15 protein-coding genes are annotated in these 16,062 nt (G+C 69.8%); 1 reads left to right on the forward strand and 14 read right to left on the reverse strand.

What is annotated here, in order from left to right:
- Positions 1–70: 70 nt before the first annotated feature.
- From G1H11_RS19075 to G1H11_RS19135, 13 genes are all read right to left on the reverse strand, one after another.
- Positions 71–919: an HpcH/HpaI aldolase/citrate lyase family protein gene (locus G1H11_RS19075; RefSeq protein ID WP_163820186.1), complete on the reverse strand. Its 849-nt coding sequence runs from the start codon at positions 917–919 to the stop codon at positions 71–73.
- Positions 916–2,106 (reverse strand): CaiB/BaiF CoA transferase family protein, encoded by a 1,191-nt coding sequence (locus tag G1H11_RS19080; RefSeq protein WP_216843926.1) that lies wholly within the window; start codon positions 2,104–2,106, stop codon positions 916–918. The genes G1H11_RS19075 and G1H11_RS19080 overlap by 4 nt, the downstream gene beginning before the upstream one ends.
- Positions 2,099–4,078 (reverse strand): formylglycine-generating enzyme family protein, encoded by a 1,980-nt coding sequence (locus G1H11_RS19085; RefSeq protein ID WP_163820188.1) that lies wholly within the window; start codon positions 4,076–4,078, stop codon positions 2,099–2,101. Before G1H11_RS19085 ends, G1H11_RS19080 begins: the two co-directional genes overlap by 8 nt.
- A 1-nt stretch (position 4,079) precedes the next feature.
- A complete protein-coding gene (rbsK, locus tag G1H11_RS19090) occupies positions 4,080–5,006 on the reverse strand; it encodes a ribokinase (protein WP_163820189.1) in 927 nt (308 codons plus the stop codon).
- Positions 5,003–6,373, reverse strand: coding sequence for an ADP-ribosylglycohydrolase family protein (locus G1H11_RS19095; RefSeq protein ID WP_163820190.1), 1,371 nt, complete (start codon positions 6,371–6,373; stop codon positions 5,003–5,005). The genes rbsK and G1H11_RS19095 overlap by 4 nt, the downstream gene beginning before the upstream one ends.
- Positions 6,370–7,521: an ADP-ribosylglycohydrolase family protein gene (locus G1H11_RS19100; protein ID WP_163820191.1), complete on the reverse strand. Its 1,152-nt coding sequence runs from the start codon at positions 7,519–7,521 to the stop codon at positions 6,370–6,372. The genes G1H11_RS19095 and G1H11_RS19100 overlap by 4 nt, the downstream gene beginning before the upstream one ends.
- Complete coding sequence (locus G1H11_RS19105; RefSeq protein WP_163820192.1) at positions 7,511–8,593, reverse strand: ADP-ribosylglycohydrolase family protein; 1,083 nt, start codon at positions 8,591–8,593, stop codon at positions 7,511–7,513. The genes G1H11_RS19100 and G1H11_RS19105 overlap by 11 nt, the downstream gene beginning before the upstream one ends.
- Positions 8,590–9,534 carry an ADP-ribosylglycohydrolase family protein gene (locus G1H11_RS19110; RefSeq protein ID WP_216843927.1) on the reverse strand — a complete coding sequence of 315 codons (945 nt, stop codon included), beginning with the start codon at positions 9,532–9,534 and terminating at the stop codon, positions 8,590–8,592. Before G1H11_RS19110 ends, G1H11_RS19105 begins: the two co-directional genes overlap by 4 nt.
- Positions 9,531–10,877, reverse strand: coding sequence for an ABC transporter substrate-binding protein (locus tag G1H11_RS19115; RefSeq protein ID WP_163820193.1), 1,347 nt, complete (start codon positions 10,875–10,877; stop codon positions 9,531–9,533). Before G1H11_RS19115 ends, G1H11_RS19110 begins: the two co-directional genes overlap by 4 nt.
- A 43-nt stretch (positions 10,878–10,920) precedes the next feature.
- Positions 10,921–11,757 (reverse strand): carbohydrate ABC transporter permease, encoded by an 837-nt coding sequence (locus G1H11_RS19120; protein ID WP_163820194.1) that lies wholly within the window; start codon positions 11,755–11,757, stop codon positions 10,921–10,923.
- A complete protein-coding gene (locus G1H11_RS19125) occupies positions 11,757–12,695 on the reverse strand; it encodes a carbohydrate ABC transporter permease (RefSeq protein WP_163820195.1) in 939 nt (312 codons plus the stop codon). The genes G1H11_RS19120 and G1H11_RS19125 overlap by 1 nt, the downstream gene beginning before the upstream one ends.
- The gene (locus G1H11_RS19130) at positions 12,692–13,705 is read right to left on the reverse strand and encodes a LacI family DNA-binding transcriptional regulator (protein WP_216843928.1); all 1,014 of its coding nucleotides are present in this window, start codon (positions 13,703–13,705) and stop codon (positions 12,692–12,694) included. Before G1H11_RS19130 ends, G1H11_RS19125 begins: the two co-directional genes overlap by 4 nt.
- 115 nt (positions 13,706–13,820) lie before the next feature.
- Positions 13,821–14,435 (reverse strand): TetR/AcrR family transcriptional regulator, encoded by a 615-nt coding sequence (locus tag G1H11_RS19135; protein ID WP_163820196.1) that lies wholly within the window; start codon positions 14,433–14,435, stop codon positions 13,821–13,823.
- Positions 14,436–14,554: 119 nt separating this feature from the next.
- Between G1H11_RS19135 and G1H11_RS19140 the strand changes: the two genes are divergently transcribed.
- Entirely contained in the window at positions 14,555–15,625 is a 1,071-nt protein-coding gene (locus tag G1H11_RS19140; protein ID WP_216843929.1) for an ABC transporter permease, read from the forward strand.
- On the opposite strand, the gene G1H11_RS19145 is transcribed toward G1H11_RS19140, so the two are convergent.
- On the reverse strand, positions 15,582–16,037 hold the full coding sequence (locus G1H11_RS19145; RefSeq protein WP_163820197.1) for an Rrf2 family transcriptional regulator: 456 nt from the start codon (positions 16,035–16,037) through the stop codon (positions 15,582–15,584). The two genes, G1H11_RS19140 and G1H11_RS19145, sit on opposite strands and share 44 nt — an antisense overlap.
- Positions 16,038–16,062: the final 25 nt, after the last annotated feature.

Consider the following 16,062-nt stretch of genomic DNA (forward strand, 5'->3'; position numbering starts at 1 on the left):
CAGTGAGCCGTACCGCGGCGTGCAGGCGCTCACCCGGGAAGTCTTCCACCGGCGTGACGACAGCTGACCTCTACGGGTCAGCCGCGGAGATCGATCTGGTCCGTTCGTGCAGCGCCATCACGCGGCGGGCTCGCTCCACCATCGCGACGTCGAGGAAGCTTCCATCGGGCAGCACCGACGTCCCGGAACCGCCGGCCTGAGCGCTCTCGACGCTATGGAGGACCTCGCGGGCGCGCTCGACCTCCTCCGGTTCGGGTGCGTACGCCGCCACGATCACCGGTAGCTGCCGGGGATGGATCGCCGCCCGGCCCACGAATCCCCACCGGCGAGCCTCCCGCGTCGTGGTCGCCAGCCCGTCGAGGTCGTGCACGTTCGGGTAGACGGCGGCGGCGGGAGCGGGCAGTCCAGCCGCCCGGGCCGCGACCACCACCCGCTGCCGGCACCAGGTGAGCGCGTCGTCGACTCCGACTCCGAGATCCGAGGCGAGATCGGCCTCGCCGATGCCAAGGGAGGCCACGCCGACGGTGCGCGCGATGTCACCCGCCGCCTCGATGCCCGCCGCGGTCTCGATGAGCGCGTGGATCGCCCGGCCGGGCGCCGCCTGCACCGCGGACTCGACATCCGCCGGGGCCGTGACCATGGGAAGCCGCACACCCACGTGCGCCGGCAGATCCGCCACCATCGCCAAGTCCCGCGCCGCCCAGGCCGTGCCCATGCCATTGACCCGCACCTGCATGTCCCGACCGGGGAACTCGGAGACCAGCACCGGCACAGAAGCCCGGGCCTCATCCTTGGCCACCGGCGCGACGGCATCCTCCAGATCGAGGATGACGGTGTCGGCTTCGCCGGCCAACGCTTTGCGCGCCCGGTCGGGCCGGTCGGCGGGCACATAGAGATAGGTCAGCGCGATCCGCGTCATACCGTACCCGCCGTCCGAAACGCGGCGATCTCGGCTGCACCGTAGCCGAGCTCGGCCAGGACCCCAGCCGTGTCGGCGCCGTGCGCGCGCCCGGTGAAGCGGATCTGGCCGGGTGTCTCGGAGAGCCGGAAGAGCACGTTCTGCATCGCCATCCTGCCCAGATCCGGGTCGTCGACGTGCTGAATGGTGCCGAGAGCGTCGAACTGAGGGTCGGCAGCGATGTCCGAGGCATCGTAGATCGGCGCCACGGCCGCCTCGGCCTTCTCGAATGCCGCCACCACCTCGTCCCGGCTCCGCTCCGCCACCCAGGACGCCACCGCGCCGTCCAGCTCGTCGGCATGCTCCACCCGGCCGGTTCCGGTGGCGAACCATGGCTGGTCGATCACGTCGGGTCGGCCTACCAGCCGCATCACCCGTTCAGCGATGTTCTGCGAGCTGGTCGAGACCGCCACCCAGCGGCCATCGGCACAGCGGTAGGTGTTGCGCGGCGCGTTGTTGACCGATCGGTTCCCGGTCCGTGGCTGCACGGTCCCGAGCTGATCCCACTGTGTCAACTGCGGTCCCAGCATGGCCAGGATCGGTTCGACGATGGCGAGATCCACCACCTGTCCCCGCCCGGTCCGGTGCCGCGCGTGCAGAGCCGTCATCACGGCGTACGCGGCCGCCAGCGAGGCGATACCGTCGGCCAGCCCGAAGGGCGGCAGCGTGGGCGGCCCGTCAGGCTCCCCGGTCATCGCCGCGAACCCGCTCATCGCTTCGGCCAGCGTGCCGAAGCCCGGCCGGCGCCGATACGGCCCCACTTGCCCGAAGCCCGTCAGCCGGGCCAGCACCAGGCCCGGATTCTCCGCCGACAGCCGGTCATAGCCGAGGTTCCACCTCTCCAGGGTGTCGGGACGGAAGTTCTCGACGACGACGTCGGCCCAGGCGGCCAGGCGCACGAAGACGGCCTGTCCGGCCTCCGATGACAGGTCGAGCGTCATCGCCCGCTTGTTCCGCCCGAGGGTCTTGGACCACAGATTGTGGCCGTCCTTCGCCGCACCGTGCCCGCGTGCGGGGTCCGGCCGGCGCGGATGCTCCACCTTGACGACGTCGGCACCCATATCGCCCAGGTGCATCGCCGTCAGCGGCCCGGCGAACAGCGTCGACGCGTCCACCACTCGGATGCCCGTGAGCGGACCCTCACTCATGATCTCCTCCATCGGCACGATGACTCGGCAGATCAACCGCGCACCGGAACCCCACCGACGGTGAGCGATCCACGCCCGCGCCACAGCGCAGGTACTTGGCGGAGAAGTCCGGCTCTCGCAGCCCGCCGTCGAAATACCAGTCGGACCCGTCAGCGCGCCATGCCGCACCACCCTTGAGGATCACGAAGCGGGTCCGACCGTCCGCGTGCTCGCTCTCGGTCAGATTCCAGACCGCCGGTTCACCGCGCTCGAGGAGTCCCGATTCCCCCGCCACCTGCCACTCGTCCTCGGTGGGCAACCGGAACCCGGCCCACCGGGCGTAGGCGCGAGCGTCGTCGAGGTCGACATAGGTCACCGGTTCCTGTTCCCTGCCCGGAGGCGGCGAGCCGGCTGCGAAGTGCTCGAGGAACCGCTCGGTCCGCATCGGGACATAACCGGTGGCGTCCACGAAGGCCGCGTATTCAGCGTTGGTCACCTCGACCCTGCCGATGGCGACGGCGCCCAGTCGCACCACGCGGTGCAACGTTCCCGTGTGGTGCAGACGGGGCGGCAGCGGCTTCCACTCATCCACGTAGGGAATCTCGCCGTACAGTCCGGTCTCCCGCACGCGGTGCCGCACCACCAGGTCGTACCGGCCGCCCGGAACCTCCGCCATCCCCTCCGGTACCGATCCGGCCGGTGCGGTAGGCGCCGGCCGCCGGATCGCCGCGCGGGCCGGAAACGACGCGTCGCCGGCCAGCGGAGTGGTCGGCAGGTTCGCGCCGTCACCGGTCCGGGCGCCGGCAACCACCGCGGCGATCCCACCGGCCGGGAGCGGCCCGCCGATCACAGTCCGTCCGGCATCGTCCGTGGTCACCTGAACCGGCGCGCCAGTGGCCACCTCGGAGAATGCGGCGTCGGCTGAAACGTCGGTCACGAGCCACGGCCCGTCGTAGTGATCGCCCTTGTTGACCAGGGTCCACAAAGTCTCGCCGTCGTGCTCCCAGCGGGAGGCGTACACCGGTACGTCCCCGCCGGGATGGTCGGCCAGCGGCGTCCAGTGCTCGCTCTGGAGCCAGGCACGATGGCTGGCCTGCACGCGCCGCATCGCCCGCAGGATGGACCGGTCTCGCTCGCTCCACCCCACCCATACGCCGAAGACGTTCTCCCACACCAGCATCCCGGATCCGTTCAGCCACGCCGAGTGCAGCTCCTCCAGGTGGCTGTGGTTCCAGCGCCGGGTGTGGTGCAGCATGTGCCGCCGTTCGAACCACGTGGCACGGAGGACGCCAGGCACCGGGGAATCCGCGAACCATTGCGCCCAGGACATCGAGTGGTCATGGATCCTGGCCAGCGGCAGCCGGGACTCGCCTTCCATCGACAATCCCGGAGACAGCTCGTCGAGCATGGTCCGGACCTCGCGGCTGCCCTCCTTCGAGCTGTCCAGGAAGACGCCGTCGGCGCCCACCCATTTCACCACCTGGGCAAGCCGCTCGGGCTCGCTCTCCTCCCACGGATAGTAGGCGGCGAAGACCCGCACCCCCCGCGCCTGGAACGCGGCGACGACGTCCGGCAACTCGGGCACATCGGTGTAGAAGTCGAACTGGTCCCGGCCGTCGATCCCCTCGTTCGGATATGCGTGCCAGAGCACCACGCCGTCGAAGCCGCCGAAGTCGCGCTCCGCGGTGTCCAGGTAGACGTCGACGGTGAATCGGCCCGTCTCGTGGTCATAGAGGAGCTCGTCCCAGAACCAGACCAGGCCCACGACGAAAGTATCCGTGCGCTCGGTGTCGTAGCGGGCGCCGTCGTATCCCACTCGCTCCCGCGCCTCGGTGCGCCAGCGGGCGAGCTGCTGCCGCCACGCCGGCCAGTCGCCCGGATCGCTGGGCGCGGCGAAGATCTTCGCTTCGTCGAGCACCGACAGGTCAGCCGCGGGGTCGAGGGGCACCGTGGCGGGGAGGTCGATCGGGCGAGGCACATACGGGTTGAACATGTCATTCCATCCAGGTGCCGAAGGACTCCCAGCGGGAGAGGAAATGGTCAATCTCGGTACGGGTAGGCATCGACGACGACGCGCCGAAACGCTGCACGGACAGGGCCGACGCCGCAGCCGCCCGGCGCAGCGTCGCCTCGGGCTCGAGACCTTCGGCCAGTCCCACCGCCAGCACGCCCACGAAGGTGTCCCCGGCCGCTGTGGTGTCGAGCACCTCCACCGGGAACGCCGGCACCTGAAGGGCTGGCCGGCCGCTCCCCAGATACACCGCGCCCTCGGCGCCGAGGGTGACCACCACCTGCGCGCACCGTTCGGCCAGCTCGCGGCCCGCCTGGTGCGGGTCGTCGGCACCGGTCAGGATCATCGCCTCGTGCTCGTTCGGGACCAGGAAGTCCACCTGTTCCAGGAGCGAGCCGGCCAGAGGTATCGCGGGCGCGGGTGTCAGCACCGTGCGCACACCGACGGAATGCGCGTACGCGGCGGCCTCCGCGACCACCAGCAGGGGTAGCTCGAGCTGCAGCAGTAATGCGTCTGCGGCACGTATCGCGGCCCGGTGCGGGTCGGTCAGGGCGGTGACGCAGCCGTTGGCACCAGGCACGACGACGATCGAGTTGTCGCCGGTGTCGTCGACCGTGATGTGCGCCGTACCGGTCGTCTCCGCGACCACGGCGAGCTCCCCCACGTCGATCCCGTCGGCCTCCAGCAGGTCCCTGATGCGGCGGCCGAAGTCGTCGTCGCCCACCGCGCCGAGGAAGGTGACGTCTCCCCCCGCCCGGGCCGCCGCGAGCGCCTGGTTGGCCCCCTTGCCGCCGGGCACCGTGCGGAATTCGTGCCCGGTGACCGTCTCGCCCCGCTCCGGAGCACGCTGCGTCGTGACGACGAGGTCCATGTTCGCGCTGCCCAGCACGGCGATACGAGGACGCGTCATGACAGCGCCATCCGCTGGGCGACGGTGAGCGTACGCCAGGACAGTGTGTCGAAACCGATACCGTCGAAACCGTTGAGGCTCGACGAGACGCGGTTGTGCAAAGGCACCGTCCAGTACTCGGGAAGGGCTGCCGCTCCGGTCAGCGCACCGATCAGTGACCCGGCGCTGGCGCCGTTCGAGTCGGTGTCCCAGCCCCCGCTTACCACGAGCGTGATGGTGTGTGCGAAGTCGCCTTCCCCATAGGCGAGCGCCGCCACCAGGAGGGCCGTGTTGTTCAGCACGTGCACCCAGTGCAGGTTGCCGTACCGGCGTTCGATCGCGTCGACGGCGCGTTCGAAGTCCGCGTACGTCGCCGGCAGCTCCCGGGCGAACCGCACCGCCTCGGCGTACCGCGAACCCGGAGGCACCACGGACAGCCCGGCGTCGATCACCTCGTCCACTGATGTGGCCACCATCGCCGCGGCGCACGCGGCGGCGATGAACATCTCCCCGTACACACCGCTGCGGGTGTGGCTGAGCACGGCGTCGCGCCAGGCCAGCTCCGCTGCCCGGGCTGGGTCACCGGGGAAGACCCACCCGAAGACGTCGCCGCGGATCTGCGCGCCGATCCAGTCCTGGAAGGGGTTATGCATTCGCGCGGTCTCTGGCGGTGTCAGGCCGAGGAGGAGGTTGCGGTAGGCGACCCGTTCCGCGGTGAACACCCGCCCGGCAGGAAGTTCCCCCAGCCAGGCAGCCCCGATGTCCTCAGAGGTCAGCCGGGCTCCATGCGCCTCGAGCAGGGACAGGTTGAGCATCGGGAAGTTGAGGTCGTCGTCCTCCGGCATGCCGTCGATGTTCTCCGCCAGGCTCGTCGGCGCGCTACGGCGGTTCCACGGCCACCGTCGCGCGACGTCGGAGGGCAGACCGCGGGCGGTGAACCAGCCGTCCAGCGGCCAGTTTCCGGTGGCCTCGAGGATCTCCCGGATGCCCCGGCGCGGGATCTTCTCCACCGGCTTGCCCAGCAGGCAGCCCGCCGCGCGGCCCAGCCACGCCCCGTGGACCCGGTCGATGAAGTCGCCCGGAACCGGCCGCCGCTCCGCGGGTGTCGCCGAGTCCGGCGTCAGCGTCCGGATCCCGTCCAGGTCCGTGGGCTCCGTCGCGTCGAAGGGCGACGGGCGGCGGTCGATCTCGTCGAGCAGGTCCACCCCGAGCCGGCGCAGCGCCGGCGGCGCCGGCACGTCGGACGCACCGGTATGCCGCGGCTCAGGGTCTCCGCCCGACTCGGCCCACCGCGCACGCAGGTCCGCGACGTCCACATCGTCGTTCTCCGCGCGTTGCAAGGCGTGCCCCACCAGATCTTCCGGCTGCACCCACGTCAGTCGGATCATTCGGTCAGCTCCCGGAACCGGCTGTCGGCTACTGCGCGCCGAGCCAGGTCGGCGGCGCGAATCTCCATGGTCACCTGGGCCAACCGTTCACCGGGCTCCACCAGGTCGATCCGGCTTGCCCGCGCCACCTCGTCGGCCAGGGCATGCGGAACGGCCGCCCTCCCGCCCATGGCACCCGCGATGGCCCCTGCCATCGACGCGATCGAGTCCGAGTCACGGCCGTAGTTGACCCCGCCGAGCACCGCGTCGCGCCATTCGCCACCACTGATCACCAGCATCCCCAGCGCGACCGGCAGCTCCTCGATACTGTGCAGCCGGCTCGGTCTGCGCGCACCCAGCCCCTGGTCCCGGTAGTCTTCACCCACCGTGTCGTAGGCGCGCATCGCCTTGCGCAGCTGGCCCGACTCGATCGCCTCCGACCAGTGCCGAGCCCCCGACGCGGCGTCTACCACGGCCTCGATGGCCGCGCGCGTGCCGTCCTTGGCCAGGCGCAGCGCCACCGCGACGACATCGTCCACGCTCGCACCGTGCCGGGCAGCCTCCGCCACGCACGCGGCGAGCACTCCTGCCGCCTCCCGGCCGTACGACGACTGGTGCGCACCGGCGATGTCGATCGCCTCCGCATAAGCGGCGTCGGGGTCCGCCGCGTTCACGATACCGACCGGTGCCACATACATCGCGGCGCCGCAGTTCACCGCATTGCCGACACCCGCCTCACGTGGATCGGCATGCCCCCAGTGCAGCCGCAACGCCATGTACTTCTCGGCCAGGAACACCCGCTGCAAAGGCAGCGCCTCCGCCTCGAGCTCGGGGATCCACACCGACTTGCCGATCATCAGCGGCACGAGCCGCTCGGCGACGTCGTAGGCGCCCAGATGTGATCTCGCCTGGCTGTAGACCTCCACCAGCAGGTGGATCATGAGAGTGTCGTCGGTGATGTGGCCGTCGCCCTTGTGATACGGAGCGATGGGCCGCGCCGTGCGCCAGTTTTCGTAGTACGGCGGCACGATCCCCTCGACCCAGCCACCCCAGCGATCCCGGATCTGGGCCGGAGACCAGCCTTCGGTCGCACCTCCGAGGGCATCGCCGACGGCCGCCCCCAGCAGGCATCCGACCGACCTGTCGACCAACCCGGATTCAGTGCTCACCTACGTGTCCTTTCATCAGTTCCATGACATCAGCACCGGCAAGCTCCGGTGCGCAACACCCGGCCAGGACGCGGCAACGGCCGGTCCAGCTCTCCGGGAACGCCCCCGCGCCGCGCACCGCGCCCACCAGCGCACCGGCGAGTCCCGGCGCGCTGTCGGCCAGCGACGGAAGACAAGCAGCCGCGGTGACCGCCTCGATCGGCGGGCCACCACAGCGGATCGACACCTCGGCCAGCGCCGCCGCCACAGCCACCGTCTGCGCGGCGGCCGTACCGTAGCTGTACACCCGGTCGACCATCTCGTCGAGCAGCGGCACCGCCTCGGCAGGTGAGCCCGCGCCGTCGACAGCCGTCAGCGCGCGCCGAACGTTCCGCCCGATCAGCGTCGCCTCCGGCAGTTCGGCCAGCAGGGCATCTCGTGGCAGATCCGTTGGGGTAGCGATGGTGCGGGCGATGGTGCGGGCGACGGCACGTGCGGCCAGGACGCCGTCGCCGGCGTTGGTCACCTCGGCGTCCCACTGCGCGACCTCGGCCGCCTCGTCCGGGGAGGGGAACCAGGCGCCGATGGCGACGGCGCGGACAGCCGCGGCGTCGTCGAAGTGGTGCGGATTCTCGTATCCCGTCCGGGGCGGCCGGGCACCGCGACGCAGGGCGTCGGCGGCCGTGGCCACACTGATCCTCCCGCGGGGCAGGCGCCCGGCGGCAACGGCATCGATCCAGGCGGCGTGGACGTCGTCACGGGTCGGACCCGGGCCGGCCGCCCTCAGCCAGGTGAGCGTCCACGCGGCCCACTCGGCGTCGTCGCTCGGCCCGAACCGCAGCGGCCCTGGATCCTGGTTCAGCGCGAAGGCCACCGGCAGCGACGTGACCGACTGCGTCTCCGCGAAGGTGTCCAGCTCGCGCCGCAGCCGCCGGGTCCAGGACGGCAGGAGTTGCGAGCGATGCTGGCGGGCCGGCCAGCCGGCGGCGTCGCCGATGGCGAGTCCGAGCAACGCCCCGTCCCGTCCGTTGCGTCCTGCAGAGCGAGCGCCATGACCCTCACTCTGCAGGACGCTGCGGTGATCGTCGGTCATGACGCCCTCTCCACGAGCTGTGCTGCCAGATCTGCCAGGTGCAGGCCCGCCACGACCTCTCCGAGGCAGCGGCCGGTCACCGGCCCGATGTCCGCCCACTCCGGCGGGATGGCGGTGAATCCGCAGTGCGCCCCGGCCAGCGCACCGGCGATCGCCGCCGTGGTGTCGGCGTCACGGCCCATCGAAACCGCCCGCGGCACGGCGCTGAACGAGCCCTTCTCGGCCACGAAGGCGCCGAATGCGAGACCGGCCGCTTCGGGGCCGAGATCGGTCCACGGATACCTGTGGGCCACCAACGCGTCGAGAAGCGAGCTCACCTCTCCCCCCGTCGCGACGGCGGTACGCAGAGCGCTCGCTGTCCACGACGAGTCCGGGACGACGGCCAACCCGGCCTCGACGGCCCGCTCGACGCCCGCGCCGGACATCGCCGCCGCCACGGCGGCCGCCACCGCCTGACCGGCGTACACGCCCTCGCCGGCGTGGCTGACCGCGCCGTCGACGGCGGCCAGCCGGGCCGCCTCCGCCGGGTCCCCGGCGGCGAACACCCCATGAACCGCGGCTCGCATCGCCAGGCCGTCGCTCCACGAGTGAAGGTGCTCGCCACTGGCCGGCGGGCGGAGGCCCGCCCGCAGGTTCTCCACGGTGCCGAGCTCGCTGAACCCGGCACCCGGGAAACCGCCCGCGCGCCCGGCCAGGTGCTCGATCCAGGCGTCGGCCACGTGGTCACTGGTCAGCGCCGATCCGTGCCGAAGCAGCAGCAGTGCGCTGAACGCCGCGTACTCGGTGTCGTCGGTGCCTGACCGGGCGTCGGTGAGGAAGCCCGTCACCGGGCCCCAACGCTCCATAATCGCCTCGGCCGTCATGTTCTCGGCCGGTGCTCCCATGGCGTCACCGACGGCCAGGCCCACCAGGCAGCCGCGTGCTCGTTCGGAGAGACTCACCGGTGGTAGCGCTCCAAGATGCCGTTGCCCTCCTCGGTGAGCTGGGCACCGAGGTCGTCGAGCGTGATCTGGTCACTGAAGTACTCCTGCATTGCCGGGTTGGCGACCTTGGACTTCCACTCCTCGAACCCCTTGACCAGCTGGAAGGGTGCGATCTCAAGCGTGTCGGCCGTGGAGATGGCGATGTCCCAGCCCGTCTCCGGGTCGTTGAGCTCCGGCGCGGTGACCGCTTCCTGGCTGGTCGGCAGCAGCCAGTCGCCGGCCGCCAGCTTCACCTGGTTCTCCGCGCTGAGGAAGTACTCGGTGAACGCCACCGCCTCCTCGGGGTACTCGGTGTCTGCCGACACGGACAGCGTCTGAGCGACGGCGCCCTGGGCCTGAGTCTCTCCCTCGAGTGCCGGCAGCGTCACCCATTCGAAGCCGTCCGGACCTTGCTCGATGAGCTGCTGGCGCAGCCAGATGGCACCCGGGAGCATCGCGTACTGACCGTCGAAGAAGGCCGGCAGCGCATCGGTCGAGGACATGCCGACGCCGTCCGGCGCGGCCGACTCGTCGTCGTACATCATCTGGTGGATCCGGCTGATCACCTGGCTCTCGGCGTCGCCGAACACCGCGGTGGCCTCCCCGGCCGGATCGGTGAAGAAGTCGGCGCCGAAGTTGCGCGAGAGATTCAGGATCCGGTTGGCCGGCGACTTCAGTGGAAAGACGACACCGTATCGGTCATCCGTGGTCAACTGGCCGGCCACGTCGGCGAACTCGTCCCACGTCCACGGCTCGTCGATGGTCGGCAGCTCAATGCCTTCGTCCGCGAGGATCGTCGCGTTGGCGAAGATCACCTGGGACTCCTGCAGGAACGGGACGCCATAGACGCCGCCGTCGTAGGTGACCGTGTCCCAGGCACCTTCCCGGATGTCGGACCGGATCTCGTCGGACAGGTACTCGTTGAGGTCCAGCACGTTCCCGCGGTCGGAGAACTCTTGCAGCGTGGTGGACTCGTAGTGGAAGACGTCCGGTGCGGTCCCGCCTTCGAAGGAAGTCAGCAGCTGGTCGTTGACGTTGTTCCAGTCCCCCTGCAGCAACTCCACCTGGATGTTGGGGTGCTCCTCGTTCCAGGCTTCCACGATCTCCTCGTTCGCTTCCACGGACGCGGTCTGCCAGGCCAGCGTCTGGAACGTCAGGGTGATCGGCTCTTCCGGCTCCTCCACCTCGCCCGGCGTGGCGGCACCGCCGTCCTCGTCGGAGCTGTCGGCGTCGTCACCTCCGCAGGCGGTGAGAAGCAACGCCGCGGCGGCCACGACAGCCCCGGCCAGCCGCGCTGGCGTGGTCACTCTTCTGATGGTCATGCTCGTCTCCTCGTCGTTGAGTGTTGCCGAGACCCGTGCGGCCTCATGACTTGACGGCTCCGCCCAGCAGCCCGCCGGTGAGGCGCCGCTGCATGAAGGCGAAGAAGATCAGGCTGGGAATGGTCGCGACGAGCGACGCCGCGGCCAACGGCCCGAGCCGGGCCACTCCCTCGGCGCCGATGAACTTCACCAGCGTCAGCGAGAGCGTCTGCAGATCCGGATCACGGATCAGTACCAAGGCGAACAGGAACTCGTTCCAGGCCGAGACGAACGCGAACAGGCCCGCCGCGACGACGCCGGGCGCCAGGAGCGGAGCGATGACGTCCTTCAGCGCCCGGGCCTTGCTCGCGCCGTCCATCGCGGCCGCCTCTTCCAGCTCGTAGGGGATGCTGGCGACATAACTGCGTAGCATCCACAGCGCGAACGGCATGCTCCACACCACGTAGACGATGATCAGCCCGAGCCTGCTGTCGTAGAGCCCGAAATTGCGCAGCAGCAGGAACAGCGGAATGATCACCAGCACCCACGGGAAGATCTGACTGAGCAGGACCCAGACGATCGTCGCTCGGCTGACCACGGAGCGATAGCGCGCCATCACGTACCCGGCCGGTATGGAGAGGAAGACGGTGAGGACCGCCGACACACTGGACACGAACGCCGTGTTCACGATCGATCTCACGATCGGCTGCTCGCTGAACGCGGCCCGGAAGTTGTCGAAGGTCGGGGCGTCCGGGATGATCGTCGGGTCGATCAGCGCCAGTTCCTGCGGCGTCTTGAGCGACGTCGAGATCAGCCAGAACAGCGGGAAGGCGAGAAACACCAGGTAGGCGCCGAGCGCCAGGTGCTTGAGCGTGCTCGCGAGCGGGCGCGGCCGGTCCATCAGTTCTTCGCCTCCTTCATTCGCCGGATCAGGTAGAAGACGACGAAGACCGCGATCACGAGCACCATCGCGTTGCCGAGCGCTGCGGCATAGCCGTAATTGCCGTACCGGAAGGCCTCCTCGTAGGCGAACAGCAGCGGCAGCCGCGTGGCCCCGCCGGGCCCTCCCTCGGTCAGCACGTACACCAGGCCGAAGGAGTTGAAGTTCCAGATGAAGTCGAGCGTGGTCATCGCGGTGACGACGGGCGCGATCGCCGGCCACGTCACATTCTTGAACCTGTTCCACGCACCGGCGCCGTCCATCGAGGCCGCCTCGTGCAATTCCTTCGAGACGCTCTGCAGCCCGGCCAGCAGGACCACAGTGGTCTGGGGCATGCCGGCCCATACCCCGACCAGGATCACCGCGGGCAGCGCGAGTGAGAAGTCCGAGAGCCAGTCGATGTTCCGGTCGATGATGCCGACATCGGTGAGCACGCTGTTGGCCAGGCCTGCGTTCGGGTGGTAGACGAGTCGCCACATGATGCCGATCACCACCGGCGGCATCGCCCACGGCACCAGCGCGAGCGTCCGGGCCAGCCAGCGCAGCCGGATCTTCTGGTTGAGCAGCAGAGCCAGCCCGAGGCTGGCGAAGAATTGCAGGATGGTGACCGAGAATGCCCAGATCAGGCCCACGCGGAACGATTCCCAGAAGTAGCTGTCGCCCAGCAGGTCCCGGTAGTTCTCCAGGCCGGTGAAGGTGGTCTCGGTGTTCCGCCCCGCACGGGCGTCGGTGAACCCGAGGTAGATGCCGCGCAACAGCGGGTAAAGGCTGAAGATCACCACCGGGATCAGCGCCGGCACAGCAAGGAACAGACCGTCGCGGTCCAGCCCGAGGAAGCTGCGCCGCGGGCGCGGCGACCCCTTCGCCGACGATGCACGCGGGGGCGCGAGCAGACTCATTCGGACACCTCCACCGTGCTCTGCCGGACCGTCAGCGACGGCGGGACGGTCACCCGCTGGGCCGGTTCTGTCCCGCCGTGCAGTCTGGCCAGCAGCATCTCGGCGGCGATGCCGCCACGCTCCCGCGACCCGAGCGAGACGCTGGTGAGCGGCGGGAAGCTGGTCTCGGCGAGGGTCGTGTCGTCCATGCCCGCCACCTGCACGTCGCCAGGGATCGATCGCCCCGCCGAGCGCAGCGCATGCATCGCTCCCAGCGCGATCAGGTCGTTGGCACCGAAGACTGCGTCGACGTCGGTGCGGGCGAGGATCCGCTCGGTGGCCGCCTGCCCGGCCGCCACCTGGAAGTCCCCGACCTCCACGAGCAGCTCGTCGACCTCGAGCCCGCACGCTCGCAGACCTTCCCGGTAGCCGGCGTAGCGCGCGTGCCCGGGAACGGTGTCGGCCGGGCCGTTCACGAAGGCGATCCGGCGCGCCCCGCCCGCGTAGAGGTGCTCTACAGCGAGCCGAGCACCCTGACGCGAGTCGGTCCGTACGTTGTCCACCCCCACGTGGTCGGGAAGCTGCCCGATGACGACCACCGGCACCGCGGGAGAACGCAGCGCTTCGATGTGGCGGTCGGTGACCCGGATGGGGCACAAGATCAGGCCGTCGACGTATTTCTGCGCCAGGCTCTCCAGCACGTCGATCTCGTCCTGCACGTCGGCCGCGGTGGCATGCAGTAACAGGCGGTAGCCGTCCTCACGCAACCGCGGCTGGATCTCTCGCACCATGGCGAGGTAGGCGGCGTTGCCGATGTCCTCCATCGCGAAGGCGATCTGCCCGGTCTGCTGCGTCTTCAGCGACTGCGCGACCGCACTGGGCACGTAGCCCACCTGCTTGACGGCGGCCCTCACCTTGGCCACCATCTCGGGGTTCGAAGTGTTGCCGTTCAGCGCACGCGACACCGACGAGATCGACACGCCCGCCGCCTTGGCGACTTGGTGAATCGTGGGCCTGGACGACATGGCCATCTTCGCGGACCTCCGGCTGGAAACGTTTCCGAGTCATCCGGTGTTTCCGGTGGGAAACGTTTCCGGGTATCCACACATTGAAAAGGCCCGACACCTCGATGTCAAGGATCCGTCATCAATCCGCAACGTCCGCCGACGTTCCGGTGAGAGCCGCGAGACCGTCGGCGTACTGCTCACAGGTGACGTCGCCGACGAGATTGCGTTCCACGACGAACCCCACCATGAGCCCGTAGCAGGTACGGGCGACGTTGCCCTCGTCCGCATCGGGCGCGATGTGGCCCGCCGCCTTCCAGCGAACGGCCATATCCGCCCACCGGTCCCGCACGCCGTTGACGACCGCCCTGGCGACCTCTCCCACCTCGGGTTCGCGCAGAGCCTCGGACCAGACGTGCATGGCGATCCGGCTCACGTCCGTGTCACGCGTCACGACGCGTCGCATGATCGTGTCGATCACGATCCGGAACGTCGCATTCGGGGGCGGTACCGGATCAGCGCTCGTGACGACGTCGAAGGCCTCGTCCAGGCCTCCGAGGAGGCTTTCCGACGTCGCCTTGATGAGATCCAGCTTGCTCGGAAAATATCGGTAGACGGCGCCGGCGGACAGCCCGGCCTCGGCAAAGATGTCCTGCATCGAGGTCGCGTGGAATCCGTTCTTGGCGAAGCACCGCCACGCTGCCTCGAGAATCTGCTGACGGCGCGCCGAAAGGTAGGACTCCGAAACCCGTGGCATGAAGTCACTGTAAGCGCCGGCGCTGCCCGGCTGGAGCGGGTCACATCATCGGCGTTGCGCGCTGGCGGGTGCATGTGACACATTAAGAGAACGGACATTCGTTTTCGCAGGAGTTGACCATGACGCCCGAACGCACCGAACCAGCACCCAGCCAGGCTGCAGGCACGCAACGCCCTGTCGACCGCACCGGCAAGGAATCCGGCCCATCGCCGTGGCACACCACCATCCGCATCGGCGTCGGCCTCGCCCTCCTCATCGGCGTCCTCGTCACCGCCTTCGCCTGGCCCGCTGCCGAGTCGGGCCCACGTGACATCCCGATCGCCGTCGTCGGACCACCCGACGCTGCCGCCGGCCTTGAGCGCCAGCTGAACGCCGCGATGCCGGACGCGTTCGAGCTCACTGTCGCGGCGGACGGCGACCAGGCTCAGCAGCTCATCGAGGATCGGGAGGCGTACGGCGCCGTCGTCTTCGAGTCCGGCGGACCGCCGCGGGTTCTGATCGCCTCCGCGGCGAGTCCCGCGGTCGCGCAGGTCATCAGTGCGATGGCCACCCACATGAGCCAGCCGGACACGCCGGCTCCTGCGGTGACCGACCTCGCCCCCCTGTCCGACGACGACCCCCGCGGCGCCGGCTTCGCCGCGGCCGCTCTGCCGATGGTGATGGGCGGGATGATCGTCGGCGTCGCCATGTGCATGGTGATCTCCGGCACGTGGCGGCGCGTGACCGGCGCCCTGGTGGCGGCAGTCCTGGCCGGGCCGGTGGTGGGTCTGGTCGTACAGAGCTGGCTGGGTGTGCTCGACGGCCACTACTGGGTGAACGCCGGCGTCGTCTCGATGACCATCGCCGCGATCTCGCTCACCTTGATCGGACTGCACGCACTGATCGGCCCGCCCGGGATCGGCATCGGCGCGGCGGTGATGTTCCTGCTCGGCAATCCCCTCTCCGGAGTGACTTCCGCACCGGAGATGCTGCCTGCCGGATGGGGCGCCGTGGGCCAGGCGCTGCCGCCCGGCGCGGGCGGCAGCCTCCTGCGGTCCACGTCGTTCTTCGACGGCGCGGCCGCGGCGGGGCCTGTCGTCGTCCTGAGTAGCTGGATACTCGGCGGAATCCTGCTCGCCGCCATCGGCTGGCGCAGCCGGGAGCGGACTACCTCCGGGTCCACGAGTCGGGTCGCGACAGTAGGTTCGTGACCTGTTCCGGCAATTCCCCGCGGAGGACGTCGGCGACGGTGGTCGCCTCCAGCACATCCCGCAGACTCGCCCGCACCGCCACCCAAACCTGGGTGAGCGGTGCGGCCGGTCCCGGATAGACCGTGTCCTCCGGAGGCAAGCCGCGCACGGCAGCGAGTGGCCCCTCGGTGGCGCGGACTATCTCCGCGAGGTTGATCCCGGCTGGGTCACGCGCCAGCCGGTATCCGCCGGCGGCACCCCGCTGCGCGTCCACCAGACGAGCCCGGCGCAGGTCACCCAGGATGGTCTCGAGGAACTTGCCCGGGATGTCCTGCGCCTCGGCGAGCCGTTGCCGAGTGGCAGACGCCGGCCACAGCACCGCGAGCTCGATGACGGCTCGGACGGCGTAGTCGGCGCGGGCGGTGACATGCACACCGTAGATCTTGCCACCATGGACC

The sequence above is a fragment of the Phytoactinopolyspora alkaliphila genome (assembly GCF_010550695.1).
GTDB lineage: Bacteria > Actinomycetota > Actinomycetes > Jiangellales > Jiangellaceae > Phytoactinopolyspora > Phytoactinopolyspora alkaliphila.

Coding starts and splice junctions, on each gene's coding strand:
- G1H11_RS19085 (WP_163820188.1), bottom strand. CDS start 4,078: ATGTTCAACCCGTATGTGCCTCGCCCGATCGACCTCCCCGCCACGGTG.
- G1H11_RS19130 (WP_216843928.1), bottom strand. CDS start 13,705: ATGGCCATGTCGTCCAGGCCCACGATTCACCAAGTCGCCAAGGCGGCG.
- G1H11_RS19105 (WP_163820192.1), bottom strand. CDS start 8,593: ATGACCGACGATCACCGCAGCGTCCTGCAGAGTGAGGGTCATGGCGCT.
- G1H11_RS19115 (WP_163820193.1), bottom strand. CDS start 10,877: ATGACCATCAGAAGAGTGACCACGCCAGCGCGGCTGGCCGGGGCTGTC.
- G1H11_RS19120 (WP_163820194.1), bottom strand. CDS start 11,757: ATGGACCGGCCGCGCCCGCTCGCGAGCACGCTCAAGCACCTGGCGCTC.
- G1H11_RS19080 (WP_216843926.1), bottom strand. CDS start 2,106: ATGAGTGAGGGTCCGCTCACGGGCATCCGAGTGGTGGACGCGTCGACG.
- G1H11_RS19135 (WP_163820196.1), bottom strand. CDS start 14,435: ATGCCACGGGTTTCGGAGTCCTACCTTTCGGCGCGCCGTCAGCAGATT.
- G1H11_RS19140 (WP_216843929.1), top strand. CDS start 14,555: ATGACGCCCGAACGCACCGAACCAGCACCCAGCCAGGCTGCAGGCACG.
- G1H11_RS19095 (WP_163820190.1), bottom strand. CDS start 6,373: ATGATCCGACTGACGTGGGTGCAGCCGGAAGATCTGGTGGGGCACGCC.
- rbsK (WP_163820189.1), bottom strand. CDS start 5,006: ATGACGCGTCCTCGTATCGCCGTGCTGGGCAGCGCGAACATGGACCTC.
- G1H11_RS19075 (WP_163820186.1), bottom strand. CDS start 919: ATGACGCGGATCGCGCTGACCTATCTCTATGTGCCCGCCGACCGGCCC.
- G1H11_RS19125 (WP_163820195.1), bottom strand. CDS start 12,695: ATGAGTCTGCTCGCGCCCCCGCGTGCATCGTCGGCGAAGGGGTCGCCG.